24 protein-coding genes and 1 pseudogene are annotated in these 26,648 nt (G+C 73.9%); 15 read left to right on the top strand and 10 right to left on the bottom strand.

Going from position 1 to position 26,648, the window contains the following annotated elements; all coding sequences use genetic code 11:
• The first annotated feature begins 65 nt into the window (after positions 1–65).
• The 3 genes from V1J52_RS14345 to V1J52_RS14335 are packed head-to-tail and all read left to right on the top strand — an operon-like array spanning position 66 to position 2,955.
• A complete protein-coding gene (locus tag V1J52_RS14345; protein WP_330140168.1) occupies positions 66–1,205 on the top strand; it encodes a 5-(carboxyamino)imidazole ribonucleotide synthase in 1,140 nt (379 codons plus the stop codon).
• Positions 1,202–1,750 (top strand): 5-(carboxyamino)imidazole ribonucleotide mutase, encoded by a 549-nt coding sequence (gene purE, locus V1J52_RS14340; RefSeq protein WP_330140167.1) that lies wholly within the window; start codon positions 1,202–1,204, stop codon positions 1,748–1,750. The genes V1J52_RS14345 and purE overlap by 4 nt, the downstream gene beginning before the upstream one ends.
• A gap of 2 nt (positions 1,751–1,752) precedes the next feature.
• A complete protein-coding gene (locus V1J52_RS14335) occupies positions 1,753–2,955 on the top strand; it encodes a dipeptidase (protein WP_330140166.1) in 1,203 nt (400 codons plus the stop codon).
• Between the two features lie 67 nt (positions 2,956–3,022).
• Here the strand turns inward: V1J52_RS14335 and V1J52_RS14330 are convergent, their stop codons facing one another.
• The gene (locus V1J52_RS14330; protein ID WP_330140165.1) at positions 3,023–3,598 is read right to left on the bottom strand and encodes a hypothetical protein; all 576 of its coding nucleotides are present in this window, start codon (positions 3,596–3,598) and stop codon (positions 3,023–3,025) included.
• Between the two features lie 64 nt (positions 3,599–3,662).
• A complete protein-coding gene (locus V1J52_RS14325) occupies positions 3,663–4,130 on the bottom strand; it encodes an RICIN domain-containing protein (protein ID WP_330140164.1) in 468 nt (155 codons plus the stop codon).
• Between the two features lie 87 nt (positions 4,131–4,217).
• Between V1J52_RS14325 and V1J52_RS14320 the strand changes: the two genes are divergently transcribed.
• The gene (locus V1J52_RS14320) at positions 4,218–4,838 is read left to right on the top strand and encodes a hypothetical protein (protein ID WP_330140163.1); all 621 of its coding nucleotides are present in this window, start codon (positions 4,218–4,220) and stop codon (positions 4,836–4,838) included.
• 438 nt (positions 4,839–5,276) lie between these two features.
• On the opposite strand, the gene V1J52_RS14315 is transcribed toward V1J52_RS14320, so the two are convergent.
• The gene (locus V1J52_RS14315; RefSeq protein ID WP_330140162.1) at positions 5,277–6,449 is read right to left on the bottom strand and encodes an acyl-CoA dehydrogenase family protein; all 1,173 of its coding nucleotides are present in this window, start codon (positions 6,447–6,449) and stop codon (positions 5,277–5,279) included.
• 153 nt (positions 6,450–6,602) lie between these two features.
• On the opposite strand from V1J52_RS14315, the gene V1J52_RS14310 reads away from it, so the two are divergent.
• The 5 genes from V1J52_RS14310 to V1J52_RS14290 all read left to right on the top strand — a co-directional run bounded on the left by V1J52_RS14310 (position 6,603) and on the right by V1J52_RS14290 (position 11,022).
• Positions 6,603–7,943, top strand: a complete 1,341-nt coding sequence (locus V1J52_RS14310; RefSeq protein WP_330140161.1) for a UDP-glucose dehydrogenase family protein — start codon at positions 6,603–6,605, stop codon at positions 7,941–7,943.
• Between the two features lie 80 nt (positions 7,944–8,023).
• Positions 8,024–8,413 carry a VOC family protein gene (locus V1J52_RS14305; RefSeq protein WP_330140160.1) on the top strand — a complete coding sequence of 130 codons (390 nt, stop codon included), beginning with the start codon at positions 8,024–8,026 and terminating at the stop codon, positions 8,411–8,413.
• A 166-nt stretch (positions 8,414–8,579) separates the two neighbouring features.
• Complete coding sequence (locus V1J52_RS14300) at positions 8,580–9,383, top strand: alpha/beta fold hydrolase (RefSeq protein ID WP_330140159.1); 804 nt, start codon at positions 8,580–8,582, stop codon at positions 9,381–9,383.
• Positions 9,383–10,687, top strand: coding sequence for a PP2C family protein-serine/threonine phosphatase (locus V1J52_RS14295; protein WP_330140158.1), 1,305 nt, complete (start codon positions 9,383–9,385; stop codon positions 10,685–10,687). Before V1J52_RS14300 ends, V1J52_RS14295 begins: the two co-directional genes overlap by 1 nt.
• A complete protein-coding gene (locus tag V1J52_RS14290; RefSeq protein WP_330140157.1) occupies positions 10,684–11,022 on the top strand; it encodes an STAS domain-containing protein in 339 nt (112 codons plus the stop codon). The genes V1J52_RS14295 and V1J52_RS14290 overlap by 4 nt, the downstream gene beginning before the upstream one ends.
• A gap of 332 nt (positions 11,023–11,354) precedes the next feature.
• Here the strand turns inward: V1J52_RS14290 and V1J52_RS14285 are convergent, their stop codons facing one another.
• Positions 11,355–11,615, bottom strand: a complete 261-nt coding sequence (locus tag V1J52_RS14285; RefSeq protein ID WP_330140156.1) for a hypothetical protein — start codon at positions 11,613–11,615, stop codon at positions 11,355–11,357.
• Positions 11,616–11,718: 103 nt separating this feature from the next.
• On the opposite strand from V1J52_RS14285, the pseudogene V1J52_RS14280 reads away from it, so the two are divergent.
• Together V1J52_RS14280 and V1J52_RS14275 are read left to right on the top strand one after the other, a co-directional pair.
• A pseudogene (locus tag V1J52_RS14280) lies at positions 11,719–12,559 on the top strand (helix-turn-helix domain-containing protein).
• Complete coding sequence (locus V1J52_RS14275; protein WP_330140155.1) at positions 12,559–12,771, top strand: DUF397 domain-containing protein; 213 nt, start codon at positions 12,559–12,561, stop codon at positions 12,769–12,771. The pseudogene V1J52_RS14280 and the gene V1J52_RS14275 overlap by 1 nt, the downstream one beginning before the upstream one ends.
• A 103-nt stretch (positions 12,772–12,874) precedes the next feature.
• Here V1J52_RS14275 and V1J52_RS14270 read toward each other — a convergent pair whose 3' ends face one another.
• A complete protein-coding gene (locus tag V1J52_RS14270) occupies positions 12,875–14,176 on the bottom strand; it encodes an LCP family protein (protein ID WP_330140154.1) in 1,302 nt (433 codons plus the stop codon).
• Positions 14,177–14,295: 119 nt separating this feature from the next.
• On the opposite strand from V1J52_RS14270, the gene V1J52_RS14265 reads away from it, so the two are divergent.
• On the top strand, positions 14,296–14,850 hold the full coding sequence (locus V1J52_RS14265) for an acyl-CoA thioesterase (protein WP_330140153.1): 555 nt from the start codon (positions 14,296–14,298) through the stop codon (positions 14,848–14,850).
• Between the two features lie 57 nt (positions 14,851–14,907).
• Here the strand turns inward: V1J52_RS14265 and V1J52_RS14260 are convergent, their stop codons facing one another.
• On the bottom strand, positions 14,908–16,407 hold the full coding sequence (locus V1J52_RS14260) for an LCP family protein (protein ID WP_443075824.1): 1,500 nt from the start codon (positions 16,405–16,407) through the stop codon (positions 14,908–14,910).
• A gap of 70 nt (positions 16,408–16,477) precedes the next feature.
• On the opposite strand from V1J52_RS14260, the gene V1J52_RS14255 reads away from it, so the two are divergent.
• Positions 16,478–17,515, top strand: a complete 1,038-nt coding sequence (locus tag V1J52_RS14255; protein ID WP_330140151.1) for a glycosyltransferase family 2 protein — start codon at positions 16,478–16,480, stop codon at positions 17,513–17,515.
• Positions 17,516–17,583: 68 nt separating this feature from the next.
• Here V1J52_RS14255 and V1J52_RS14250 read toward each other — a convergent pair whose 3' ends face one another.
• From V1J52_RS14250 to V1J52_RS14235, 4 genes are all read right to left on the bottom strand, one after another.
• On the bottom strand, positions 17,584–19,158 hold the full coding sequence (locus V1J52_RS14250) for an LCP family protein (RefSeq protein WP_330140150.1): 1,575 nt from the start codon (positions 19,156–19,158) through the stop codon (positions 17,584–17,586).
• Positions 19,146–20,957 carry an LCP family protein gene (locus V1J52_RS14245; RefSeq protein WP_330140149.1) on the bottom strand — a complete coding sequence of 604 codons (1,812 nt, stop codon included), beginning with the start codon at positions 20,955–20,957 and terminating at the stop codon, positions 19,146–19,148. Before V1J52_RS14245 ends, V1J52_RS14250 begins: the two co-directional genes overlap by 13 nt.
• Positions 20,958–21,136: 179 nt before the next feature.
• Positions 21,137–22,435, bottom strand: coding sequence for an LCP family protein (locus tag V1J52_RS14240; RefSeq protein ID WP_443075823.1), 1,299 nt, complete (start codon positions 22,433–22,435; stop codon positions 21,137–21,139).
• Between the two features lie 351 nt (positions 22,436–22,786).
• Positions 22,787–23,536, bottom strand: a complete 750-nt coding sequence (locus tag V1J52_RS14235) for a TIGR03089 family protein (RefSeq protein WP_330140147.1) — start codon at positions 23,534–23,536, stop codon at positions 22,787–22,789.
• A gap of 139 nt (positions 23,537–23,675) precedes the next feature.
• Between V1J52_RS14235 and V1J52_RS14230 the strand changes: the two genes are divergently transcribed.
• Both V1J52_RS14230 and manB read left to right on the top strand, forming a co-directional pair.
• Positions 23,676–25,262: an N-acetylmuramoyl-L-alanine amidase gene (locus V1J52_RS14230; RefSeq protein ID WP_330140146.1), complete on the top strand. Its 1,587-nt coding sequence runs from the start codon at positions 23,676–23,678 to the stop codon at positions 25,260–25,262.
• A gap of 272 nt (positions 25,263–25,534) precedes the next feature.
• Positions 25,535–26,620 (top strand): mannose-1-phosphate guanylyltransferase, encoded by a 1,086-nt coding sequence (gene manB / locus V1J52_RS14225; protein ID WP_330140145.1) that lies wholly within the window; start codon positions 25,535–25,537, stop codon positions 26,618–26,620.
• The last annotated feature ends 28 nt before the right edge of the window (positions 26,621–26,648 follow it).

Here is a 26,648-nt window from a genome sequence, read left to right as displayed (position 1 = left end):
GTCCGGTCTGCGTCACTCGGCGGCCTCATGCTAACCGGGTGCCCCGGCCCCCGTACCCTTGAACCGTGACGTTTCCGGTAGTCGGCATGGTCGGCGGTGGCCAGCTCGCTCGTATGACCCACGAGGCGGGCATCCCGCTCGGCATCCAGTTCAAGCTCCTCAGCGACACCCCGCAGGACTCCGCGGCCCTGGTCGCCGGTGAAGTCGTCGTCGGCGACTACCGGGACCTGGAGACGCTGCGCGCCTTCGCCCGCGGCTGTGACGTGATCACCTTCGACCACGAGCACGTGCCCACCGGGCACCTGCGCGCCCTGGAGGCCGACGGCATCCCCGTCCGGCCGGGCCCGGACGCCCTGGTGCACGCGCAGGACAAGGGCGTCATGCGCGCCCGGCTCGACGCGCTCGGCATCCCCTGCCCCCGCCACCGCATCGTCGCGGACCCGGCCGACGTCGCCGCGTTCGCGGCCGAGGGCGGCGGCTTCCCCGTCGTCCTGAAGACGGTGCGCGGCGGCTACGACGGCAAGGGCGTGTGGGTCGTGCGCTCGGCCGCGGAGGCCGCCGACCCGTTCCGGGCCGGGGTGCCGGTGCTGGCCGAGGAGAAGGTGGACTTCGTCCGGGAGCTGGCCGCGAACGTCGTCCGCTCCCCGCACGGACAGGCCGTCGCCTACCCGGTGGTGGAGTCCGTGCAGGTCGACGGCGTGTGCGACACCGTCGTCGCGCCCGCGCCCGGCCTCGCGCCGCAGGCGTCGGCCGCCGCCCAGGAACTGGCCCTGCACATCGCCCGGGAACTGGACGTCACCGGGCACCTGGCCGTCGAACTGTTCGAGACCCGCGACGGGCGCATGCTCGTCAACGAACTGGCCATGCGCCCCCACAACTCCGGGCACTGGACGCAGGACGGCGCTGTCACCTCCCAGTTCGCCAACCACCTGCGGGCCGTGCTCGACCTGCCGCTCGGCGACCCGCGGCCGCGCGCGCCCTGGACGGTGATGGCCAACGTCCTCGGCGGCGACTACCCCGACATGTACGGCGCCTACCTGCACTGCATGGCGCGTGATCCGCAGCTGAAGATCCACATGTACGGCAAGGACGTGAAGCCGGGCCGCAAGGTCGGGCACGTCACCACCTACGGTCCCGACCTGGCAGACGTGCGGGAGCGCGCCCGCCACGCGGCCGACTACCTGCGAGGAACGATCACCGAATGAGCGCTGCGTCCAGCACCGGCTCCCCGTCCCCGGCCGTCGGCATCGTCATGGGCTCCGACTCCGACTGGCCCGTCATGGAGGCCGCCGCCCAGGCCCTCGACGAGTTCGACGTGCCTTACGAGGTCGACGTCGTCTCCGCCCACCGCATGCCCCGCGAGATGATCGCCTACGGCGAGGAGGCCGCCGGGCGCGGGCTCAGGGCGCTCATCGCCGGAGCCGGCGGCGCCGCCCACCTGCCGGGCATGCTCGCCTCCGTCACCCCCCTGCCGGTCATCGGCGTGCCGGTGCCGCTCAAGCACCTGGACGGCATGGACTCGCTGCTGTCCATCGTGCAGATGCCCGCGGGCGTGCCCGTCGCCACCGTCTCCGTCGCCGGAGCCCGCAACGCCGGACTGCTGGCCGTGCGGATGCTCGCCGCCCACGACGAGGGGCTGCGCGAGCGGATGGCCGCCTTCCAGGAGGAGCTGAACGCGCAGGCCACCGAGAAGGGCCGCCGGCTGCGCAGCAAGACGGGCCAGGGCGGCGGCTTCGGGTTCGGCGGCTGAGCGTGAGCGACAGCCTCGCCCGCGCCCGCGAACTGCTCGCCGCCCACCCCGTCGCCGACGGACACAACGACCTGCCCTGGGCGCTGCGCGAACAGGTCCGCTACGACCTCGACGCCCGCGACGTCGGCACCGACCAGTCCGCCGTGCTGCACACCGACATCCCCCGGCTGCGCGCCGGGGGAGTGGGCGCCCAGTTCTGGTCGGTGTACGTGCGCACCGACCTGGCCGGGGACGCCGCCGTCAGCGCCTGCCTGGAGCAGATCGACGCCGTCCGGCAGCTCACCGACCGCTACCCGGACGACCTGGCCCCGGCGCGGACGGCCGACGACATGGAGGCCGCCCGCGCCCGGGGCCGCATCGCCTCCCTCACGGGCGCCGAGGGCGGGCACAGCATCGCCAACTCGCTCGGCACCCTGCGCGGCCTGTACCGGCTGGGCGTCCGCTACCTGACGCTGACCCACAACGACAACACCGACTGGGCCGACTCCGCCACCGACGAGCCCCGGCACGGCGGCCTCACCCGCTTCGGCGAGCAGGTGGTCCGCGAGATGAACCGCCTCGGCATGCTGGTGGACCTCTCCCACGTGGCGGCCACGACCATGCGCGACGCCCTGCGCGTGAGCACGGCGCCGGTGATCTTCTCGCACTCCTCGTCCCGCGCGGTGTGCGACCACCCGCGCAACGTCCCCGACGACGTGCTCGCCCAGCTCCCGGCCAACGGCGGGCTGGCCATGGCCACGTTCGTCCCGAAGTTCATCCTGCCCGCCGCCGTGGACTGGACCCACGCGGCGGACGCCAACATGCGCGCAGGCGGGCTGCACCCGCTGGACACCACCCCGCGTGCCATGGCCGTGCAGCGCGCCTTCGAGGAGGCCCACCCCAGGCCGCGCGCCACGGCCGCCACCGTCGCGGACCACCTGGACCACATGCGCGAGGTGGCGGGCATCGACCACGTCGGCATCGGCGGCGACTACGACGGCACCGCCTTCCTGCCCGACGGGCTCGGCAGCGTCGCCGGCTACCCCCGCCTGGTCGCCGAACTGCTGGACCGCCGCTGGTCGGACGCCGACCTGGCGAAGCTGACGTGGAAGAACGCGGTGCGCACCCTGCGCGCGGCCGAGGACGTCGCCCGCGACCTCGGCGCCCGCACGCGGCCGTCCAACGCCACGCTCGCCTCGCTGGACGGCCCGGCCGGGGACGGCTGACCGGGCGGCGTCGCGGGGCGGGCGCCCTCGCGGGGCGGGCGTTACGGAGCCGGGCGGCCGGACGCCGTCACCGCGCCGTGCGGTGCGCGTCCTCGCCCCGGGCGTCCGCGGGCGGCGGGGCGTCCGCGGCGTCGGCCGCGTCGAGGGCCCGCGCCGTGCGGCGCACGGTACGGACGGCCTTCCGGCGCATCAGCACGACCGCCGCGGCGACGCCCAGCGCCCCGGCGAGCGCGAGCAAGGCCAGCGTCCAGGAACCCGCCCGGGCGGCGAGCGCCACCGGCAGCGCCACCATGGCGACGAGCACCGGCACCATCCAGCGCGTCCGCCCCATCTGCCGTTCCCGCTCGGCCACCAGGCGGCGCAGCTGCGCGCGCTCGGCCGGATCGTCGGGCACCTCCCCCTTCCGCAACCGGTGTTCGGCCGCCACCAGGCCCTTCCGGTCCGTGCCGAGCGTCCGGGAATCCTTGCGCGCCCGGTACCACAGGACGCATCCGGCGACCGTCGTGTAGAGGACCGCGTTCAGCAGCCAGACCAGCACGCCCTGGTGCGGGCGCACCAGCTTCGCCGCCCCGAGCCCCAGCAGGAACACCAGCGCCAACTGGAGCGCGAGGCTCTCCTCGAACCGCCTGCGGACCGTCCGCATGAACGTCACCTTCCTTCCCGTGCGGGGGGAGTCGGTGACGTCCGTGTACCCACGGCCCGGCCGGTCAGCCGGGGGAGCGGGCGGGCTCCAGCGTCCACCACTGGGCCGGAGTGTCGGTGTCCTCGCCCTGCTGGACGTTGGCCCCGGGCTCACCGGAGGCACCGGCGACCTCCAGCGGGAGTCCGCTCACGTAACTGACCAGCGAATACCGGCCGGGAGCGTCCACGTGCCCCTCCAGCAGCCACTCCTGCGCCCCGAAGTTGTTCGCCCCCCACTGCTGCACGTTCGCCCCCGGCTCCACGGACGCCCCGGCCACGTCCAGCCGCTTGCCGCTCGCCAGGCTCTCGATGTGGTGCAGCGCGCTGCCCTCGTGGACGGCCATGATCCGCCACAGCTGCCGTGCAGCGCCCTCGGACCCCTCCTGCACGCCCTGCTGCACGTTGACGCCGCTGCCCGCCCGCCCCTCGTACACCTCCAGGAGCAGCCCGCTGCCGACGTTGCGCACCCGGTAGAGCCCTTCCGCCACGGACATTCCCGCTCCGTTCCCTCGTGGTGACGCCATGCTACGGAACGGCAACGACAACCCCGGGGGCGTACACCCGTACGACACCATGGAGCCATGACCACCGCGAAACGCCCGTCCGCCCGGTCCGCCCTCTCCGCCGTCCTCGTACTGCCGCTGCTCCTGACCGCCTGCGGAGGGCAGGAACCCGCGGTCGACGCGGAGGAACTGGCCGAGCGCACCCGCTGGATGGGCTCCGACCCGGAGCTGGTCTACGTCACCGAGGCGGCCGGCTACGAGATGGCGCAGCAGTCGGTCGGCGTCTACGGCGGCGACGGGTTCAGCGCCATGTACGTCTCCCAGGACACCGGCGCCATGTTCCAGCTCAGCGTGGAGAGCGGCGACCTGGCCGCACTGGGGTGCGCCGAACCCGCCATCCCGTCCGGCTCCGGGAAGATCACCTGCGAGCAGGAGGGCGAACTGCTCTACCGCAGCGCCGGGGGCGGGCACGAGTACGCCCGCGCGGGGGAGGGGCACGTCGTCCGGGTCAGCGGCGCCCGCCCCGGCACCGGCCAGGACACCCTCCGCGCCGCCGCCGGGGCCGCGCGCCCCGCCGACGACGCGGAACTGGACGCCCTCCTGCCGGAGGTGCCCGGGGGCGGCGCCCCCGTCGAACGCGGCGACCTCCCCCCGCACGGCGACGGCGCCCCCGACAACAGCCCCGGCCTCGGCGGCTGACCCCGCCCCGGCCCCCCTCCACCGCGTCGTGTCCACGCGACCCGGTCGGCCGCTGAGACCCCCGGGCGCGCCGACGGCGACGCGGGGCGGCTGACCGCAGGAAGCGAAGGGCCGAGACGTGACCAGGACCGGACGGGCGGCGTGGGACGCGTACGCCGTCACTCAGGGGCAGCGACGCCGGACGAACCACCGGGGCGAGACCACGTGGTTCAACTGGACCCAGTACGCCGACCACGGGCCCGGAACACCGTGCCCGGGCCCCCGGAGCCCAGCGTGCCGGGGGCCGTCGTGTGTGCGGCTCAGCTACCGTTTCCCGCCCGGCGTCAGCCAGGATGCCCCGGCATGACGCGATGCGGCCCCCGGCACGCTGGGCGCCGGGGGCCGTATCGCGCGGGCTGCTGTCCGGTACCGCAGGCACCGGGCCCGCGGGGGACGGTGTTACGGCAGGTTGCGGGCCATGACGATGCGCTGGACCTGGTTGGTGCCTTCGTAAATCTGCGTGATCTTCGCGTCGCGCATCATGCGCTCCAGCGGGTAGTCGCGGGTGTAGCCGTAGCCGCCGAGGAGCTGGACGGCGTCGGTGGTGATCTCCATCGCGGCGTCGGAGGCGTAGCACTTGGCGGCGGCGCCGAAGAAGGTCAGGTCCTCGCCGGAGGCGCCGAGGGAGACGCGCTCGGAGCGGGCGGCGGCGGCGTAGGTGAGCTGGCGGGCGGCCTCCAGCTTCATCGCCATGTCGGCGAGCATGAACTGCACGCCCTGGAAGTCGCCGATGGGCTTGCCGAACTGCTTGCGCTCGCGGACGTAGCCCTTGGCGTAGTCCAGGGCGCCCTGGGCGACGCCGAGCGCCTGGGCGGCGATGGTGATGCGGGTGTGGTCGAGCGTCTTCATCGCGGTGGCGAAGCCGCTGCCCTCGGCGCCGATCATGCGGTCGGCGGGGACGCGCACGTTGTCGAGGTAGACCTCGCGGGTGGGGGAGCCCTTGATGCCGAGCTTCTTCTCCGGCGCCCCAAAGGACACGCCCTCGTCGCCCTTCTCCACGACGAAGGCGCTGATGCCCTTGGTGCGGGCGTCCGGGTCCGTGACGGCCATCACGGTGTAGTACTCGGAGACGCCGGCGTTGGTGATCCAGCGCTTCACGCCGTTGAGGACGTAGGAGTCGCCGTCGCGGACGGCGCGCGTCTTCATGCCGCCGGCGTCCGAGCCCGCGTCGGGCTCGCTCAGGCAGTACGAGAACATCGCGTCGCCCTTGGCGAGCGGGGCCAGGTACTTCTTCTTCAGGTCCTCGGAGCCGGAGAGGATCACCGGCAGCGAACCCAGCTTGTTGACGGCCGGGATCAGCGAGGACGAGCAGCACACGCGGGCCACTTCCTCGATGACGATGCAGGTCGCCAGGGCGTCGGCGCCCGCGCCGCCGTAGGACTCGGGTACGTGCACGGCGTGCAGGTCGTTGGCGGTGAGGGCGGTCAGGGCCTCCTGGGGGAAGCGGGCCTCCTCGTCCACCTCGGCCGCGTACGGGGCGATCTTCGCTTCCGCGAGCGAGCGCACCGAGTCACGGAGCATCTCGTGCTCCTCGGACGTCCGGTACAGGTCGAAATCAGCGGCTCCCGCCACGGTGGCTCACTCCCCTGGAGATGCGTGCGTGCTAACTACCGTTAAGTAACCCAATTCTAGAGGTGGGCGCCCGCACAGGGATAGGTGAGCTGGGCGACAATGACCCGGTTATGCTCGGGCAGCGTCCCGTCCGCGCCGTCAGGAGTACCCCCCATGGCCCCCAGGATCACCGTGATCGGCACCGGCTACCTCGGCGCCACCCATGCCGCGGCCATGGCCGAGCTGGGGTTCGAGGTGCTGGGGCTCGACGTCGTGCCGGAGAAGATCGCGCTGCTCTCCCAGGGCCGGGCGGCCATGTACGAACCGGGGCTCGACGAGCTGCTGGCCCGGCACGTGGCGGGCGTGGCGGGTTCCTCGGGGCGGCTGCGCTTCACCACGTCCTACGCGGAGGTGGCGGAGTTCGGCGACGTCCACTTCGTCTGCGTGAACACGCCGCAGCGGCACGGCGAGTACGCCTGTGACATGAGCTACGTGGACGCCGTCGTGGAGGAGCTGGCGCCGCTGCTCACCCGGCCGGTGCTGGTGGTCGGCAAGTCGACGGTGCCCGTCGGCAGCGCGGAGCGGCTGGCCGCACGCGTCGCGGAGCTGGCGCCGGTGGGGGCGGAGGCCGAGCTGGCGTGGAACCCGGAGTTCCTGCGGGAGGGCTTCGCCGTCGAGGACACCCTGCGCCCGGACCGCATCGTCGTGGGCGTGCGCTCGGAGCGCGCGGAGGAGCTGCTGCGCGAGGTGTACGCCACCCCGGTCGCCGAGGGCTCCCCGTTCGTGGTCACGGACTTCCCGACGGCCGAGCTGGTCAAGACGGCTGCGAACTCCTTCCTGGCGACCAAGATCTCCTTCATCAACGCCATGGCCGAGGTGTGCGAGGCCGCGGACGGCGACGTGGCGAAGCTCGCGGAGGCCATCGGGCACGACGAGCGGATCGGCCGGAAGTTCCTGCGGGCCGGGATCGGCTTCGGCGGCGGGTGCCTGCCGAAGGACATCCGGGCCTTCATGGCCCGCGCGGGTGAGCTGGGTGCCTCGCAGGCGCTGATGTTCCTGCGCGAGGTGGACTCCATCAACATGCGCCGCCGCGGCGCCATGGTCGAGCTGACCCGGGACGCGGTCGGCGGGACGCTGCTGGGCAAGCGCATCGCGGTGCTGGGCGCCACCTTCAAGCCGGACTCGGACGACGTGCGCGACTCCCCGGCGCTCAACGTCGCGGGGCAGCTCCACCTGCAGGGTGCGCAGGTCACGGTCTACGATCCGAAGGGGATGGACAACGCCCGCGCCCTGTTCCCCACGCTCGGCTACGCCCCGACGGCGCAGGAGGCGGTGCGCGGCGCGGACGTCGTCCTGCACCTGACCGAGTGGCGCGAGTTCCGCGAGCTGGACCCGGAGCGGCTGGCCGAGGAGGTGTCCGAGCGGCACATCCTGGACGGCCGCAACGCGCTGGACCCGGCCGCGTGGCGCAAGGCGGGCTGGACGTTCCGCGCGCTGGGCCGCCCCACCGCCTGATCCGTACATCCGGCGGAGCCCGTCGCGTGCGCCCGAGGAGCCCGTCGCCCGTCCGATCCCGTACGCCTGGAGGAACGCGCATGGCCATCGCCAGTATGGGCACGACCGTCCTGGACTGCCCCGACCCCCGTACGCTCGCCGCCTTCTACGCCGCCGTCCTCGGCTGGGAGACGGCCCAGGACAGCGACGACGACTGGGTCGAGCTGGAGGGGCCGGGCGGCTACAACCTGGCCTTCCAGCGCTCCGAGGGCCACCGGCCGCCGCAGTGGCCGGGTACCGAGCACGGGCAGCAGGCGCACCTGGACCTGGACGTGCCCGGGGACGCGCGGGAGGAGGCCGAACGGCAGGTGCTGGAGCTGGGCGCGACGCTGCTCCAGGGCGACGACGGCGGCAGGCGCAGCTTCCGGGTCTACGCGGATCCTGCCGGGCACCCGTTCTGCCTGTGCTACCCCCGGCCGCAGGACACCTGACCCCCGGGGCACCTGACCCCGGCGCGGGGCGGCGCCCGTCCCCGGCGGCGGGCGGGACGTCCGGCCCCCGTGCGCGGCCCCCGTGCGCGGCGTCCGGTCCGGTCCCGGGGCGCCCCGGGACCGGACCGGATTGGTGAGCGGGGGCGGGCCTGAGAGAGTGGTGGGTATGGACATCGCGCGCAGGAACAACGTCACCGTCACCGGCAACCCGCAGGGCCGGGCGGTGGTGCTGGCGCACGGCTTCGGCTGCGACCAGAACATGTGGCGCCTGACGGTGCCCGCCCTGGCCGAGGACTACCGGGTGGTGCTGTTCGACTACGTCGGGTCCGGGCGCTCGGACCTGTCGGCCTTCTCCGAGGACCGCTACGCCTCCCTGGACGGCTACGCCCGGGACGTGGTGGAGGTGTGCGAGGCGCTCGACCTGCGCGACGCCGTCTTCGTCGGGCACTCGGTGAGCGCGATGACCGGGGCGATGGCCGCCCGGATGGCTCCGGAGCGCATCGGAGCGCTGGTGATGGTCGCCCCCTCTCCGCGGTACATCGACGACGACAGCTACCGGGGCGGGTTCAGCGCGGAGGACATCGAGGAGCTGCTGACGTCCCTGGAGTCGAACTACCTGGGCTGGTCGGCGGCGATGGCGCCGGTGATCATGGGGAACGCGGACCGTCCCGAGCTGGGTGAGGAGCTGACGAACAGCTTCTGCGCCACCGACCCGGACATGGCGCGCGTCTTCGCCCGCACCACGTTCCTGTCGGACTCGCGGGACGACCTGAAGGGCGTGGGGGTGCCGACGCTGGTGCTGGAGTGCCTCCAGGACGCCATCGCCCCCCGGGAGGTCGGGGCCTTCGTGCACCAGTCGATCTCCGGGTCGAAGCTGGTCACGCTCGACGCGACCGGGCACTGCCCGCACCTGTCCGCGCCGCAGGCCACCAACGCGGCTATCACCGAGTTCTTGGCGGGTTTGCGGTGATGTGCCGCACCGGGCGGCAGCCCGATCCGCACGACGCCGGCGGCGGCAGGGTGTCGGGCGCGGTGTTCGCCGCGCTGCTGGAGGACAGCGCCGAGGAGCTGTACGAGAGCGCGCCGTGCGGGTACCTGTCCACGCTGATGGACGGCACCGTGGCGAAGGTCAACGCCACGCTGCTGGGCTGGCTCGGCCTGGAGCGCCAGGCGGTGGTGGGCCGGATGCGGTTCACCGACCTGCTGACCGTGGGCGGCAAGCTGTACCACGAGACGCACTTCGCGCCCCTGCTGCGGATGCAGGGCACGATCAACGGCATAGCCCTGGAGATGAAGCGGGCCGACGGGGGCCGGATTCCGGTCCTGGTCTCCTCCGCCGTCAAGCACGGCGGCACCGGCGAGCCGCTGCTGATCCGCACCACCGTCTTCGACGCCCGGGACCGCCGCGCCTACGAGGAGGAACTCCTGCGGGCCCGGAAGGCGGCCGAGGAGGCGCGCAGGCAGGCGGAGGCCGACCGTGCCCGGCTCCAGGACGCCCTCGCCGTGCTCCAGCAGTCGCTGCTGCCCGCCGCCCTGCCGCAGGTGCCCGGAGTGGAGACGGCGGCCCACTACCGCACCGCCTCCCCCGACCGGCTCGGCGGCGACTTCTACGACGTCTTCCCCGTCGACGGCAAACGCTTCGCCTTCTTCCTCGGCGACGTGTGCGGCAAGGGCCCCCAGGCCGCCGCCCTCACCTCGCTGACCCGCTACACCCTGCGCACCGCCGCGCTGCACGACCCCGACCCGGTCTCCGCCCTGACGACCCTCAACCAGGTGCTGCACGAGCACTACACGGACGGCGATCCGCGCTACTGCACCGCCATCTTCGGCTTCCTCGAAACCGACCCCGCATCCGGCGAGGTCGCGGTGCGCATCGCCTCGGGCGGCCACCCCCCGGCCCTCGTCCTGCGCGCCGACGGCACGGCCGACTTCCTGCCGACGCCCGGCGGCCTCCTCATCGGCATCCTGCCCACCGCGCCCTTCACCACCGCCGCCACCACGCTCGGCCCCGGCGACACCCTCCTGCTCTACACCGACGGCCTCACCGAAGCCCGCACCCCCGTGGACGAGGAGGAGGACGGGGGCGGGGTGCTGCTGTACGGGGACGAGGCGCTCCGCGCCTTCGTGGCCGGGCATGCGGGCAGCCCCCCGCACGCGGTGATCGAGGCGCTGACCGGTCTGCTGGACGACTTCGGCGACGGCCTCGACGACGACACCGCGCTGCTCGCCCTCGGCGTCCCCGTGCCCGGCTCCCGGACGGGGGACGCCGTATGAGTCCGCTGAAGACGACCGTCCGGGACGCCCGCACCGGGCCCGTTCTGGAGATCTCCGGCGACCTCGACTACGTCACCGCCTCCGAGCTGCGCGACCTGCTCACCACGGTCACCCTCCAGCCGGGCCAGCGCCTCGTCCTGGACCTGACCGGGATGGAGTGCTGCGACTCCAGCGGCATCAGCGCGCTGATCGCCGCCCGCAATCACGCCCGTACCGCCCGCGCGGACATCGCGCTCGCCGCCGTCCCCGCCCGTACGCTGCGCGTCCTGCGCATCGTCGGACTCGACCAGGTCTTCCCCCTCCACCCCGACCGCGACGCCGCCACCCGCCCCTGACCCGCGCACGTCCCCCCCCCGGACCCGGCTGCCCGTCAGGAACGCGGGCAGGCCACGGGCGAGCAGGCGGTACGCGTCCGGTAGGCGCAGGAAGCGGAAGTCCGGTGAATTCCACGGCGTAATGCCTCGGCAGTCGAAAGCGCGCCCATCGCGAGAGCCTGGCCCGTGAATGAGCCGCGGGCGGAAGGTCTCCTCGGGGATCGAGATGTCGGCGCCGGCGAGCACGTACAGGCGGGGGGGCGGCCACGTGTAGGTGAGCGGCGGGGCGTCGTCGCCCAGATGCGGCCGCAGGGTCCGGTTGACGAACCCGGACGTGCGGCGGGCCGGCGTGGTCACAGCAGCGCTCCCCGGCTGCGGGCGTTCCGCCGCGTGGTCTCCGCGCGCAGCCGCTCGCCCGGAGTGACCGGCCGCGTATCGGCCGGGGCCACCGTCCAGTGCTGTCCGCCCTCTATCGGCCGCAGTGACCACAACCCGCCCCGCTCACGCCGGAGCTCCCCCACCCGGCCCCGCACGACGTCCATGACGAGCGAACCAAGGCCCGGTGCCGGGACGGTCGGGGCTTCCTGCTGCGCGGGCCCATCCTCATCGGGCACGACGGCTCCTCTCCGTAGTGGTTCCACTACCAAGGGAATTCAGCGTGAACTAGAGTGGGGACTCGTTCAACCTGTGGTACTTGGAAGGAAAGTTGGTGCCAGGTTGGTAAACCGCAAGGAGCTGGATCCGGAGAGCAGCCCGGAAGCGGCTTTCGGTGCGCGCGTTCGCAGGCTGCGGGAGGAACGTGGCTGGAAGCAAGAAGACCTGGCCGCGCACACGGGATACTCCAGCACGCACATCTCGGCCGTGGAAACTGGTCGCAAGGTGCCAACCCTCCGCTTTTCGCGCAGTGGCGATGGTGCGTTCGGTCTCAACGGCAGCGCTGACACGTTCGAACGCGAGTGGCGCGAGATCCGGCATGGTGTGCTGCTGGAAGGCTTTCCGCAGTACGTGGGGCATGAGGGCAGGGCGTCGGAGATCCGGCTCTTTGAAACGGGCGTGATACCCGGACCGCTTCAGACCCGCGAGTACGCGCTGGCGCTGGCCAACAGCGCTGTCGAGCGTGGCGACATCACACGCGAGCAGGCGGAGGAACGCGTCACGTTCCTCATGGAGCGTCAAGCCGCGCTGGAGCGCCCCCATGCCGCCCATGGTGATCGCAGTGTTGGATGAAAGCTGCATCCGGCGGCCCATCGGCGGTCCCGCCGTCATGGACACCCAGTCGCGACACCTGATCGACTTCGCCGCACGACCGAACACCATGCTGCAACTCGCCCCCTTCAGCCTCGGCGAGCGTCGCCCCTTCGATCGGCTGGTAAATCTGCTCACCCTCCAGGACCGGTCCGTGATCTCCTACGTCGAGTCACAGACGCAGGGGCACCTGGACCGGGAACTGACCTCCGTGCTGCCGCTGGTGAGGACTTACCGTCAGTTGCAGGCTGTGTCTCTCTCGCAGGCAGCCTCCGTGGACGTGATCCACCAGCTACGAAAGGGCACCCCGTGATGACCGATTTCCTGGCCCCGCATTGGGTCAAGTCCTCCTACAGCAACAACGGCGGGTCCTGCGTTGAGTGGGCTCCGCGCGTCGCGTCCGTCACCGGCACCGTCCCGGTCCGTGACTCCAAGAACCCGGCTGGTCCGGTGCTGGGTGTCCCCGCTGATTCGTTCTCCGCCTTCGTGGCGGGTGTGAAGGCCCGGAGCTTCGGCCTCGTCTGACGGCGCCCGCGTCCGACTGCGGGGCGCCCCCACCGCGCGGGTCCGTACGGTGGGGCGCCCAGGGGTCGACTCCGGGCCGGTGTGGCGTGGAAGCCGGCCGTGGTCAGTTCCCTTCGACGGTGACCTTCTCGTCGTTCTTGAGCTGTTCCATCAGCGGCCGTACCCGTTCCATGTCCCACTTCAGCGCGCTCTGCCCGCTGGGGCTGGTGAAGGGCCCGGAGACGGGCATGTTCATCTGGGTGCCGTCCCCGCCGCTGAGCCCCTTCATCGCCCAGAACATCGATGCCAGGTCGAACAGGCCCATCTCCTTGTCGACCACCAGCGAGTCGAGCGCGGCGCCCATCGTCGGGTAGAGGGCGAACGGGTTCAGGACGGTGGCGGGCGTGGCGCTCTCCTTGGCGAGCGCGGCCAGGAACTTCTGCTGGTTCTTCGTGCGGCCGAGGTCGCCGCCCTCGGCGTTGTAGCGGTTGCGGACGAAGGCGAGGGATTCGGCGCCGTCCAGTTCGTGGCAGCCCTTGGCGAAGTCGGCGCCGGAGTTCTTGTCCTTGACCGGCTTGTCGAAGCACATCTCCACGCCGCCGAGCGCGTCCACCAGGTTGGCGAAGCCGCCGAAGCCGATCTCGGCGTAGTGGTCGATGTGCAGGCCGGTGTTGTACTCGACGGTGCGGACCAGCAGCTCGGGGCCCTCGACGGAGTACGCGAAGTTGAGCTTCTGCTGCTGCGCGGGTATGCGGCGGCCGGATTCCGAGCCGGTGAACTCGGGAATCGTCACCCAGGAGTCGCGCGGGAGGCTGATCAGGCTGTTCCCGTTGTCCCCGACGTGCAGGATCATCATCGAGTCGGTGCGCTTGCCCTCGGTGGAGCCGGTGCGCAGCCGCTTCTGGTCCTCGGAGCTGAGCCCTTCGCGGCTGTCGGAGCCGACGATCAGGTAGTTCGTGCCCTTGCCGCCCTCGGGGCGGTCCTCGACCTGCGCGAGGTCCACCTCGCGGCGCAGCTTGGAGTCGGCCCAGAAGTAGGTGCCGACGGAGACGACCAGCAGGACGACGACGAGGGTGATCAGGCCCGCCTTGACACGGCGCCCCCAGTTGGGCCGCGCCCGCCCCGGGCCGGGAGGGCCGCCGCCGTGGCCGCCCGCGCCGCCGTGGCCTCCGGGACCTCCGTGGCCGCCGGAGCCGCCGTAGACGCGGCCGTCGCTGTACCCGGAGTCGTAGCCGCCCTGCGCCGGGACCTGCCCGGCGCCGTATCCCGGCCCGGCGGGGGGCGCGGCGGGCTGCGGCGGGACGCGGCCCCCGCCACGGCGCACCGTCGGCATGACGCGCGCCGCCTCGGGGCGCTCACTGCTCGCACCGCTTCCGTAGCGCTCGCCGCCGCGCTCGTCCGTCCATCGCTCGGGCCAGTCGTTCATGCCGGAAGTGTGCCCTGCCCCACGGGGAGGCGACACGCCCGGGTACGGAATCGGGTCGCCACTGTGGCAGAGCTGATGCACACCGTGCGCCGTCCGGGCCGCCGCTTAGGGTGGTGAGCATGACCGACCCCGCCACCGCCGCCCGCGAGAGCGACCTCCCGGGCAAGCCCACCTCGGCCTCGCGCACCACCCTGAGCCACATCATGACGCAGGGTGACACCAACCTGCTCGGCACCGTGCACGGTGGCGTGATCATGAAGCTGGTGGACGACGCCGCGGGCGCCGTGGCCGGACGGCACTCCGAGGGTCCGGCCGTGACGGCGTCGATGGACGAGATGGTCTTCCTCGAACCCGTCCGCGTCGGCGACCTCGTCCACGTGAAGGCGCAGGTCAACTGGACCGGACGCACGTCCATGGAGGTCGGGGTGCGGGTGCTGGCCGAGCGCTGGAACGAGTCCACGCCCGCGACGCAGGTCGGCACCGCCTACCTGGTGTTCGCCGCCGTGGACGGCGAGGGCAGGCCGCGTCCCGTCCCGCCGGTCCTGCCGCAGACGGAACGCGACCGGCGCCGGTACCAGGAGGCGCAGATCCGCCGCACCCACCGCCTCGCGCGCCGCCGGGCCATCCGGGAGCTGCGCGAGAAGCGCGCCGCCGAGGGCCTGCTCGACGACTGACCCGCCCGCCGTCCCGGGAGCCGCCCCGGGAGCCGGACGTCCCCGGGGCCGGGCGGCTCAGGGGCAGACGACCTCGTCCCCGGTCGTCGTGGCGTGGCCGTGCCGCCGCGCGTCCTCACCACCGGGCCCGGGACCGGCCGGGCGGACGGGGGTGACCTCCTCGAAGTCCTCCCCGACGACGACGTGCAGCTCGGGTCCCCGCTCCGGTTCCGCCACCAGCTCGGCGCCCGGCAGCGCGGCGAGCAGCGACCGGGCGGCCCGCTCCCAGCGCGGGTCGTAGCCGATGAGCGTCGTCTCGATGTCCCGGCGCTCGGCGTTGCCGGAGATGCCCGTGGTGTCGAAGCCCGTCGCGCGCAGCGCCTGGTCCACCCGGTGGCCGAGCCCGGGCGTCCTGGTGCCGTTGTCCACCTGGACACGGACGTTGCGCGGGTCCGCCTCCACCGGGACGGCCCGCGGCTTGGGCTTCTCGCCCTCCGCGCGCGGGGCCAGCGGCCGGTCCTCCCGCAGCGCCGCGAACAGCTTCGCGGCCCCCTCCTCGTCCCACAGCACCGTCTCGCCGATGCCGGGCACCCGGTGGCGGCTGTCCTGCACGGGGACGGTGGTGAACTCGGAGGAGGCCGGGTCGAAGCCGCGCATGGCCTGCCCGAGCGCCAGCAGCTCCGCGCTGCCGAGGCCGGTGTCGGCACGCACCGAGCCGAGCACGGCCGAGGCGACCTCCTTCAGCTTCCCCGGGTTCAGCAGCACGCCGCCGGCGGTCACCTGGTCGATGACGGAGGCGAGGAACCGCTGCTGGCGCTGCATGCGTCCGAGGTCCGCCTCGCCGTCCACGTACCGGGAGCGCACGTACTGGAGCGCCTCGCCGCCGTTCAGGACCGTCGTGCCCGCCGGGAGGTCGAGACCGGAACGGCTGTCCTTGAGCGGCTCGACCGTGCACACCGGCACGCCGCCGAGCACGTCCACCGTCCGCATGAAGCTGGTGAAGTCCACCTCCAGGTAGTGGTGGACGCGCACGCCGGTCATCTTCTCGACCGTGCGCACGGTCAGCTCCGGACCACCGTGCGTGTAGGCGGCGTTCAGCTTGAGCCGGTGCTCGCCGTGGGCGTCGCCGGTGCCCGGGTCGGTGTGCGGCGGGATGGTGGTGTACGTGTCGCGGGGCAGGCTCACCACCGAGGCCCGGTCGCGTCCGGCGGACAGGTGCACGAGCATGAGCGTGTCGGTGCAGCGGCAGGACGCGCCGCCCAGGTGGTACTTCCGCTTCTGCGCGTCGGTGAGCTTCTCGCGGCCGTCCACGCCCACGACGAGGAAGTTGACGCCCTCGCCCTGCTCCGGCCGGTCCCGCAGGCCCTCGAAGGGATCCACCCGGCCGATGTCGGCGGCCACCCCCGTCACGACGACGTGGCCGGAGCCGCTGACGGCGAGGACGGCGCCCGCCGTGCAGGCGCTGATCCACACGCCCCACCTCGGGGAGCGGCGGGGGCGGCGGGCCGGAGGGCGCCGGGCGGGACGCGGCGTTGCGGACACGTGGGACACCTCTGCACCGATAGGGGTACTGGGCACCGTAGGCGGGCGTGCCCGCACCGACCGGCTGCCGTGCGGGGCCGTCCCCCGTACGCGGTAACGTGACCGGGTGACCTCAGCAGCGCCCCGGCGGCCGGACGCGCCCCTGCCCGCCGTCTCCGTGATCATGCCCGTACTGAACGAGGAGCGCCATCTGCGCGAGTCGGTCAGGCACATCCTGCGGCAGAGCTACGAGGGCGAGATGGAGGTCGTCATCGCGCTCGGCCCCTCCACCGACGCCACCGACGAGATCGCTGCCGCGCTCGTCGCCGAGGACGCCCGGGTGCGCACCGTCGCCAACCCCACGGGACGGACCCCGGCCGGGCTCAACGCCGCCATCGCGGCCTCCCGGCACCCCGTCGTCGTCCGGGTGGACGGGCACGGCATGCTCTCGCCCGGCTACATCGCCACCGCCGTGCGCCTGCTGGAGGAGACGGGCGCCGCCAACGTCGGCGGCATCATGCACGCGGAGGGCGAGAACGCCTGGGAGCAGGCGGTGGCCGCCGCCATGACGTCGCGCGTCGGCGTCGGCAACGCCGCCTTCCACACCGGCGGCGCGGCGGGCGAGGCGGAGACCGTCTACCTCGGGGTGTTCCGGCGCGAGGTCCTGGAACAGCAGGGCGGGTACAACGAGGAGTTCATCCGCGCCCAGGACTGGGAGCTGAACTACCGCATCCGCGCGGCCGGGGGCCGCATCTGGTTCTCCCCGGAGCTGCTGGTGTCCTACCGGCCCCGGCCCTCGGTGCGGGCGCTGGCCAAGCAGTACCGCAACTACGGCCGCTGGCGGCACGTGGTGGCCCGCTACCACGCCGGATCGGTGAACCTGCGCTACCTCGCCCCGCCCGCCGCCGTGCTGGCCATCGCCGCGGGGCTCGTGACCGGCGTGGTGCTCAGTCCGTGGTGCCTGGTCGTCCCGGCGGGGTACCTCGCGGCGATCACCGCCGGTTCCGTCCCGGCGGGCCGGGGACTGCCGCCGGGCGCCCGGGCGCGGATACCGCTGGCGCTGGCGACGATGCACATGTCCTGGGGCTGGGGCTACCTCACCAGCCCGCGCTCGCTGGCCCGCAAGGTCATCGCCTCCCGCCGCGAGCCCGCCCCCGCCGTCTGACGGCCGTCCCCGTCCGGCCGCCCCGCCCGCGCCCGCCTGCCCGCGCCCCCGTCCGCCGGGGGCGCGGGTCACCACGTGGCGTTCGGATTGACCTCCATGCACGCCGAGGCGTCGTCGCCGCTCAGGCCGTCGAGGGAGTCCGGCGGCTCGTCCGCCGACGGCTCCGGCGCGCCCCCGGGCGGTGCCGGGTAGGCGGTGCCCTCGCGCCAGTCGGCGCCGACGGTCAGCGTCAGCCCGGGCTCGCCCGCCGAGTGCCGGACGGCCCGGTCGGGCAGGCCGAGGCTCCGGGCGACGGCGAGCGCCTCGCCGCGCTGCCCGGCGCGCGGGTAGGTCAGCACGGTGTCCCACTGGGAGCGCGGCGTGTGCTCGGCGGCGGCGCGGGTGAACCCGTCCGCCCGCAGCGCCTCCGCGACGGCGCCCGCCCGGCCGGTCACGGCGGGCCGGGCGGCGGTGCCGGTGCCGTTGAGCACCCGGACGGCGACGTCCGCCCGGTCCGCCCCCGGGGCCGGAGCGCCGTCGTCGGCGCTGTCCCCGGCACCGTCCGAACCGCCGTCCGCACCGGCCTCCGGCCCGGCGGTCTCCTCGCGGCCCCGGCCGTCCAGCGCGACGTCCCGGCGGATCATCGAGAACACCTGCTCCGCCTCGCCCTCCTTGGGCAGCACGTGCGCGCCGCCGGGGGCGTACACCCACGGCATCGTGGCCAGCGTGATGCGCTCGGTCGGCACCTGCCGCAGGTCCTGGGCCAGGTCGTAGAGCTTGCCGACGCTGTCCAGCCCGCGGTCCACGGTGAGCGCCCCGGTGGCCTCCTCGGCCAGGGCCCGCAGCTTCCCCGGATCGCTGAGCCGCGTCCCCTCCTTGAGCTGCCGCACCATGGACGACATGTACATGTGCTGGGCCTTCGCCCGGCCCAGGTCACTGCCGTCGGCGAAGCCGTGCCGGGTGCGCAGCCACTGGAGGGCCTGCTCGCCGCGCACCGTCGTCTCGCCCTCCCGCAGGCGCAGGCCCGAACGCCGGTCGTGGACGTTCGCGTCCACGCACACCGGGACGCCGCCGACCGCGTCGGCCATGGCCACCACCCCGGCGAAGTCCACCATCATGAAGTGGTCGACGGGGATGCCCGTCAGCTCCTCCCAGGTGGCCACCGTGCAGCCGGGACCGCCGTTCTGGAGACTCGCGTTGATGCGGTCCACGCGCTCCCCGTGGACGGTGCCGTCGTCCGGGTCGGTGCACCGGGGGATCGTGACCCGCGTGTCGCGCGGGATGGACAGCACCGACAGGTCGTCGCGGTCGGCGGACAGGTGCAGCAGCATCTGCACGTCCGCCAGCGGCGGCCGTCCCCGGTCCGCGCGGGCCCCGCCCAGGCGCACGTTCTCGTCCGAGTTCCGGCTGTCGGAGCCCAGCAGCAGGATGTTCAGCGGGCGCCGGCCCCGGGCGTCCGGCTTGCTGCTGTCGAGCTTGTTGTCGCCCAGGTGCAGGTCCTCCTTGCGGAGGTTGCCGTTCAGGTGCTCGACGTAGAGGTAGCCCGCGCCCGCGGTGGCCAGCACCAGCCCGGCCAGGGCCACGGCGGCCCCCCGCAGCACCCGCCGGGCACGCGGGGCGCCGCCGCCCGCCGCCGTCCCCGGCGCTCCGCTCACTTCGCGCACACGGCGTCGTCCCCGCCGTTGATCTTCTGGACGCCCTCGGGCGCCTTGTCCGGGGCCACCAGCGGCGTACCGGCCGCGTCGAAGTCCCCGCCGAGCGTCAGCGTCATCGGCACCCCGGGCCCGGCGTCCGCGGCCTGCTCCTTCAGCGCGGACTTCGGCAGGCCCATCAGCTCCGCGAGGGTGGCCGCCTGTCCGGCCTGGTCGGGCCCGTAGCTCAGCGTCGTCGCGGGCTGCTCGGCCTCGGCGTTGCCCGCGTTCCGCGACAGCGACACGCCCTGGGAGTTCTGCAGCCAGGAGACGGTCTGCTGGGCCGCGCCGATCGGGCCGCCGCCGTTGAGGACGTCCACCCGCACCTCGGCCGCCGGTGCCTTCGCGGGCTCGGCGGCGCCGCCCTTGGCGTCACCGGCCTTCTTCTTCCCCGTCTCCGTCAGGGACTTGTCCGCCTTCACCATCTCGAACAGCGGCCGCGCCTTGGCCTCGTCCAGGACGACGGTGGTCTTCACCGTCTCGGCGGGGTTGTCCAGCACCGGCACGGTGGCGAAGGTGATGTTCTTCGGCGGCACCCGGGAGAGGTCCCGGGCCAGCGCCGCCAGGTCGGTCGCCCTGCCGATGCCCGTGTCGACGGTCAGCGCCTTCGTGGCCGCGTCGGCCAGGTCGAGCAGCTTCGTGGGACTGGTCAGCGTCTCGGCGGACTTCATCTGCCGGAACATCGAACCGAGGAACTGCTGCTGGAGCTCGATGCGGCTGAGGTCGCTGCCCAGACCGACGGAGCTGCGGGTGCGCACGAAGGCCAGCGCCTGCTCGCCCTCGACGACGTGCGTCCCGGCGGAGAGCTTCAGGTGGGACTTGGGGTCGTCGATGTCCTTGGCGACGCACACCTCCACGCCGCCGACGGCGGTGGAGAGCGTCTTGACGGCGTTGAAGTCGGCCATCATGAAGTGGTTGATCTTCAGGCCGGTCAACTGCTCGACGGTGCGCCACGTGCAGCCCGGGTCGCGGCCGTGCTGACCCAGGCTCTCGTTGAACCGCACGCCCTGCTCGCCGGGGATGACCTTCTCGGAGCCGTCGGGCTGCTGCGTGGGGCACGCGGGGATGTCGGTCACCATGTCGCGGGGGATGCTCAGCACGGTGGCGTTGGAGCGGTCCTTCGCCACGTGCAGCAGCAAGGTGGTGTCCGCGTGGCCCACGCTGTCGAGGTCGCCGTACTTCTCGTTGCCCTTGCCGGTGCGCGCGTCGGTACCGATCACCAGGATGTTGACCGGGCCGTCGGTGGTGGCGTCGTTGCGGATACCGACGTCCACCTTGTCGATGTTGCCGTTGAGCTTGAAGTACAGGACGGAGGCCGTCGTGCACCCGGCGAGCACCAGCAGGGCGATGGCGCCGCCGCCGATGCGCAGCACCTTCTTCCTGCGCGGCGGCTTCGCCTTGGGCTTGCGGCGGCTGACCGGCCCGCCGCCGCGCTGCGGACCGCCCGCGCGGCGCCCGCGCTGCGCCGGGAGGCGCTGCCCGGCTCCGCCGGAGCGGGTGCCGGTGCCCTCGCCGGAGCGGGTGCCAGCCCGGGCGGCGCCGGTACCGCTCGTGGCGGCACCGGTGCCGCCGGGGGCGGGGCGACGGCCCGTGCTCTCGCCGGGCGCGGGTCCGCGTTGGTGCGGCGGCGCCGCGCGGCCGGACTCCGGCGCGCCACCCGACGGGTCACCGGCGGGATTCAGACGCAACTCGTAATTGCCCGTCCGGGGGTTGAGCACCCACTGGTCGGCGGGATCGATATCCCCCGCGTGCCCACGGCCTTGCGCGTCCACGTCGCGTGTGTCCTCCGTTGTGCCGGACGGCGCCTCGTTCCCCGAGCGTTCGGGGCGTCAGGGTGGTCGGTCGAGCGTTCACACTATCCGCCCCGCTCGGCACGGAGCCATGCCGGTGACGAAACGCACAACGGTCGAAGCGGGCCCATCGCCGCAATTCGCCGGGTGCGCCGGACCGTTCAGTCGCAGCTGTCCGTCGCCGCCGTCGAACCCCGGTACGTGGGGGAGGGGGAGGGGTCCGCGCCGTCCGCCGCCGTCCCGCCGCCGCGGCCGTCGTCCTCGCCGCCCGCGGGCATCGGGTCGTTGCCGCTCACGTCCACCGGCTCGTCGTCACGCACCATGGCGAACAGCCGGTCCGCGTCGGGCTGCACCAGCTCGTCCCGGTTCGGGTTGAGGTGGTGCGGCTGACGGGGAACGGTCAGGAAGGTGACGCGCTCCGCGGGCACGTCCCGCACGCCGCGCACCACGTCGTACAGCTCGGTCAGCGAGTTGAGGCCCTCGTCGGCCGTGAGGGCGGAGGTGGCCGCGTCCAGGACGGGGTACAGCTTCGCCGGGTTCATCAGGACGCCGTTGCTGCGCACCTTCTGGAACAGCGAGGCGAGGAACTCCTGCTGCCGCGTCATGCGCTGGGTGTCGCTGCCGTTGCCGAGCGCGTGCCGGGCGCGGACGTAGCCGAGCGCGTCCTCGCCCTCCAGTGTCTGCCGCCCCGCGGGCAGGTCCAGCTTCGCGTCCCGGTCGGTGACGGGCTCCGGCAGGCAGACCTCCACACCGCCGACCGCGTTCACTATCTCCTTGAACCCCTGGAAGTCGATCACCAGGTGGTGGTCGATCCGGATGCCGGTCAGCTTCTCGACGGTGCGGATCGTGCAGGCCGCGCCGCCCACCTGGTACGCCCAGTTGAACTGGGCGAGCCGCTCCTCGGTGCTCTCCTCCTGCCGCTCCGCGCCGTCCTGCTCCGTGCTCTCCGGCTCCGTGCCGTCTTGGCCGCCGTCCTGGCCGGTGCTGTCCTGGCGGGGGCAGGAGGGGACCGTCACCATGAGGTCGCGGGGGAGCGAGATGGCCGTGGCGCGGTCCCGGTCGGCCGCCAGGTGCAGCAGGATCGCGGTGTCCGAGCGGGCCGTGCCGCTGTCCTCCCCGTACGCGGCGTTGCCGCCGTCGCGGGAGTCGGAGCCGATGATCAGGATGTTCTTCGCCTCCAGGACGACCGGCTCGGGGCGCTCCTCGTCGTACCGCTCCAGCACCTCGGCGGTTCCGGTGTCGGTGGTGATGTTGTCCTCCAGCTTGTGGAGCAGCGACCACCCCACCCCGGCGGAGACCAGGAGGACGAAGGTGATGCCCACCGCGATCCGGCGCAGCCAGCGGCCCCGCTGGGAGCGGGACGCGGGGGCACCCGCCGCGTCGTCCTGACCCTGCGCGGTCTCCGGCTGCGGCTCCGGCTGGGGGCTGCCCTCGGAATCGGCTGTGGTCACGGCGTTCATCCCTCGCGTTCGGCGGCGTGCCGGTCCGTACGCACGTACGGTTCCGGCTGCCCAAGCAGACACCTGGGAACCGCGCGAGGTTGTACGCGGTTCCGCCGACGCGACGGCTTGCGGTGCCCGCCGTCAGATCCGGGCGGTCGCGGCCGGTTCTCCGGCTCGTCCTCCTCACCCATGGTGAGGCCATGGCCGTAGCCGGGCTACTGCGGACGGGTGGCGGCCCCCGCCCCCGCCCGCCCGGGGCACCCGGCCGCGTGCCGGACCGCGCCCGCCCGGGACGCCCGCCCGCGCGCTCGCCCGGCTTCCGGGCCGCCGCGTCGCGGACGCCGTGAGCAGCGACGCCGACGGCGCCGCCTAGACCGAATGGGTGACGCGCTCGCTGGCCTTCCGGGCGGCGAGCGCGTCGTCGTCCAGCAGGTGCAGGTTCCGGCACAGGACCACCGACGCGCCCGCCGCGAGCGGGGCCAGCAGGCCCTGGGAGAGGCCGTCCCAGTCGGCGTAGTCCCGCCCGGACAGCACGCGGCTGCCCGGCGCCAGGCCGAGCGCCCCGGCGTCGGCCCGCGCCTGGGCGACCACCTCCTCGCCGGTCAGCTCCCGGCCCCCGGCGGCCAGGGCGACGGCGTCGGGCGCGGGCGGCACGTACGGGACGAAGCGGTCGCCCTGGCCCGGCACCTCCACCGCGTAGTCGGCGAAGCCCTCCGGCGCCTCGGGGAACCGGCCGCCGAGCGGACGCAGGCTCAGCGCCACCCGTGGCCCGGAGCAGGCGCGGGCGGCCTCCAGCGCGTCCGGTCCCGCGACGACGAGGTCGGCGTCCGCCGGGTCGGCCTGCGGTGCGGCCACGACGCCCGTCTCCGCGCAGGCCAGCAGCCACACCGCCGTCTGCCAGTGCGCGGGCAGCAGCAGCGCCACCCGGTCGCCGGGTTCGGCGGACAGCTCGTCCTGGACGAGGTTGGCCGTCTTGGCCACCCAGTTGGCGAAGGTCGCGACGGACAGTTCGACGCGTTCGCCGGTGGCGTCGTCGTAGAAGGTCACCAGCGGGCGGGCTGCGTCCCCGGCGAGCGCGGATCGCAGCAGGTCGGCGGGGGTGCGGTCGGTGGCGTTCATGGGCGCCAGGGTACGGCCCGCGCGCTCTGGCGGTTCGTCAGTCCGGCCTAGGGCGGCGGGTGGTTGGGGCATTTTCCAGGACAAACGGCGTCAATAGCCGAATAGACAGCCGTAACAGGTTATGAACACCATCATGACTATGCGTGCACTTCTCTCGTCCTCGATCGGAGTGGCCTGTACCGCCGCTCTGCTGGTGCCCCTCGCCCCGTCCGCCACCGCCACCGTCACCGCCCGTCCGGCCCAGCCCCAGGCTCCGGTTGCGGCGTCGGCCGCCGCCCCCGCCGCCGGGCCGCGGACCGGCGCCGCAGCCGACCGCGGCCCGGACGGGGCCGGACGCCCCGCGTCCCACCGCTCGGTGCCCCTGCCCCGCCTCGACCCGGGAGCCGGGAGCGACCGGGCGGGCGGCTCCGCCGGACTGGCCGGCGCCGACGCCGGGTTCGCGCCCCGCACGGTGGAACGCTTCTCGCTCGCCGGGGTCTCCTGGGACGACGCAGCCGAGCACCTGCACGGACGGGTGCAGGTGCGCACCCGGGACGCGGACACCGGCACGTGGTCGCCCTGGCAGCCGCTGGAGACCCACAGCCACGACGCCCCCGACCCGGGCTCACCCGAGCGGCGCGAGGGGACCGTGCGGGGCAGCACCGCGCCGCTGTGGGCCGGGGCGGCGGACGGCGTGGCCGTGCGGGTGCTCCCGGAGTCCGGCGAGCAGACGGCGCGGCTGCCGCGCGGCCTGCGCCTGGAACTGGTCGACCCCGGCAGCGGCCCCGGCGACCCGGCGGGCGGCACCGCCGAGGCGCCCGAGGACCGCGACGGCGGCTACCTGCCGCCCGAGACCGGCGCGGAGACCGGCGTGGAGACCGCCGCGCACCCGGCGGGCGGCCCGGCCGCCCGGTTCGCCGCCACCGGCTCCGCCCCCGCCGACGGCACCCGGGCCGCCGCCCCGGCGCCGTCCGGCCTCACCCCGCAGGACGCCGCGAGCAGCGCCGCCAACGCCCAGCTCGCCGAACTCGGCGCCACCCTCATCCCCGCGCTGGACCGGGCCGAGGCGGAAGCCGACCTCGTCGCCGCCCACGACGGGGCCGCCCCGGCCACGCGGGACGCGGGCGGGGCGCAGGCGCGGCCGTTCATCGGTCCGCGCCCCGGCATCGTCACCCGCAGGGGCTGGGGGGCGGACGAGCGGCTGCGCGAGGGGGGCTTCCTCTACACCAACACGGTGAAGGCCGCCTTCGTCCACCACACGGCGGGAACGAACAACTACACCTGCGCGCAGGTGCCGTCGATCCTGCGCGGCATCTACCAGTACCACGTGGGCAGCCTGGGCTGGCGCGACGTCGGCTACAACTTCTTCGTCGACAAGTGCGGGAAGATCTACGAGGGCCGGGCCGGCGGCGTGGCCAGGCCGGTGATGGGCGCCCACACCTACGGCTTCAACAGCGACACCACCGGGATCGCCGTCCTCGGCACCTTCACCAGCGCCGAGCCGGCGAGGGCGGCGACGGACGCCGTGGCCAAGATCACCGCGTGGAAGCTCGGGCTGTACGGGGCGAACCCGGCGGCGAGCACGTCCCTGGTCTCCGGGGGCGGCAAGTACAAGAAGGGCACCCGGGTCACGATGCGGACCATCGCCGGGCACCGGGACGGCTTCAACACCGCCTGCCCCGGCGCCCGCCTCTACGGCAAGCTCCCCAGCATCCGTTCGCTGGCCGCCCGCCTCCAGGGCCGCTGACGCGGGCGCTGCCGCCCGGCGGGCGGTTCCGGCGCCGACGGCGTGTGCTGGCCCGGCGTGCGCGGCGTCACGCACGCCGTCCGGCGCTCCGCACGCCCCCTGTGCGCCCCTACGCTCCCCCGGATGAGCCCACGTCGCCGCATGCGCGTGCCGGACCCCGGGCAACCTTGCCCGGGGTCCGGCACGTCCCCCGTCTGCATACACTGGCCGCCCATCCGAACCCACCAGCAGTGACCCCGTGCGGGCGGCCCCGGCAGGAAGCAGAGACGACGGTGACAGAAGCGATCCTCCTCGTCGGAGGCAAGGGCACCCGGCTCCGTCCGCTGACGGTCAACACGCCCAAGCCCATGGTCCCGGCGGCGGGGGTGCCGTTCCTCACCCACCAGCTCGCCCGCGCCCGCGCCGCGGGGGTGGAGCACGTCGTGCTGGCCACCTCCTACCTCGCGGAGGTGTTCGAGCCCTACTTCGGCGACGGATCGGCCCTCGGCCTCCAGCTGGAGTACGTCACCGAGCGGGAGCCCCTGGGCACCGGCGGCGCCCTGCGCAACGTCGCCTCCCGACTGCACTCGGCCCCCGGCGACCCCGTGCTCGTCTTCAACGGCGACATCCTCACCGGGCTCGACATCGCGGCCCTCGTCGGCACCCACCGCACCTCGGGCGCCGACGTCTCCCTGCACCTCACCCGGGTCCCCGACCCGCGCGCCTTCGGACTGGTGCCCACCGACGGCTCCGGTCGCGTCACCGCCTTCCTGGAGAAGCCGCAGACGCCCGAGGAGATCGTCACCGACCAGATCAACGCCGGCGCCTACGTCTTCACCCGCTCGGTCATCGACGCGATCCCGGGCGGGCGGCCCGTCTCCGTCGAGCGGGAGACCTTCCCCGGGCTCCTCGCCGAGGGCGCCCACCTCCAGGGCATGGTGGACTCGACCTACTGGCTGGACCTGGGCACCCCGCACGCCTTCGTGCGCGGCTCGGCCGACCTCGTGCTGGGCCGGGCGCCCTCGCCCGCCGTCCCCGGACGGCACGGCGAACACCTCGTCGTGGCCGGGGCCGACGTCGCCCCCGACGCCAAGCTGACCGGCGGCACCGTGGTCGGCGCCGGGGCGCGGATCGGGCCGGGCGCCGAGGTCGAGGGCAGCACGGTCCTGGAGGGCGCGGTGGTGGAGCCGGGCGCCGTCGTGCGGGAGTCGCTGGTCGGCGCGGGCGCCCGCATCGGCGAGCGGACGGTGCTGGACCGCGCGGTCATCGGGGACGGCGCCGACGTCGGGGCGGACAACGAACTGCGCGACGGCATCCGCATCTGGTGCGACGCCCGCATACCGGCGGCCTCCGTGCGCTTCTCCGCCGACTGCACCTGACGCCCCGCCCCACCCCGGCGGGAGCCGC

The organism is Streptomyces solitudinis (assembly GCF_036323765.1).
Lineage (GTDB): Bacteria > Actinomycetota > Actinomycetes > Streptomycetales > Streptomycetaceae > Streptomyces.
This window is presented reverse-complemented; position numbering and strand designations above follow the sequence as displayed.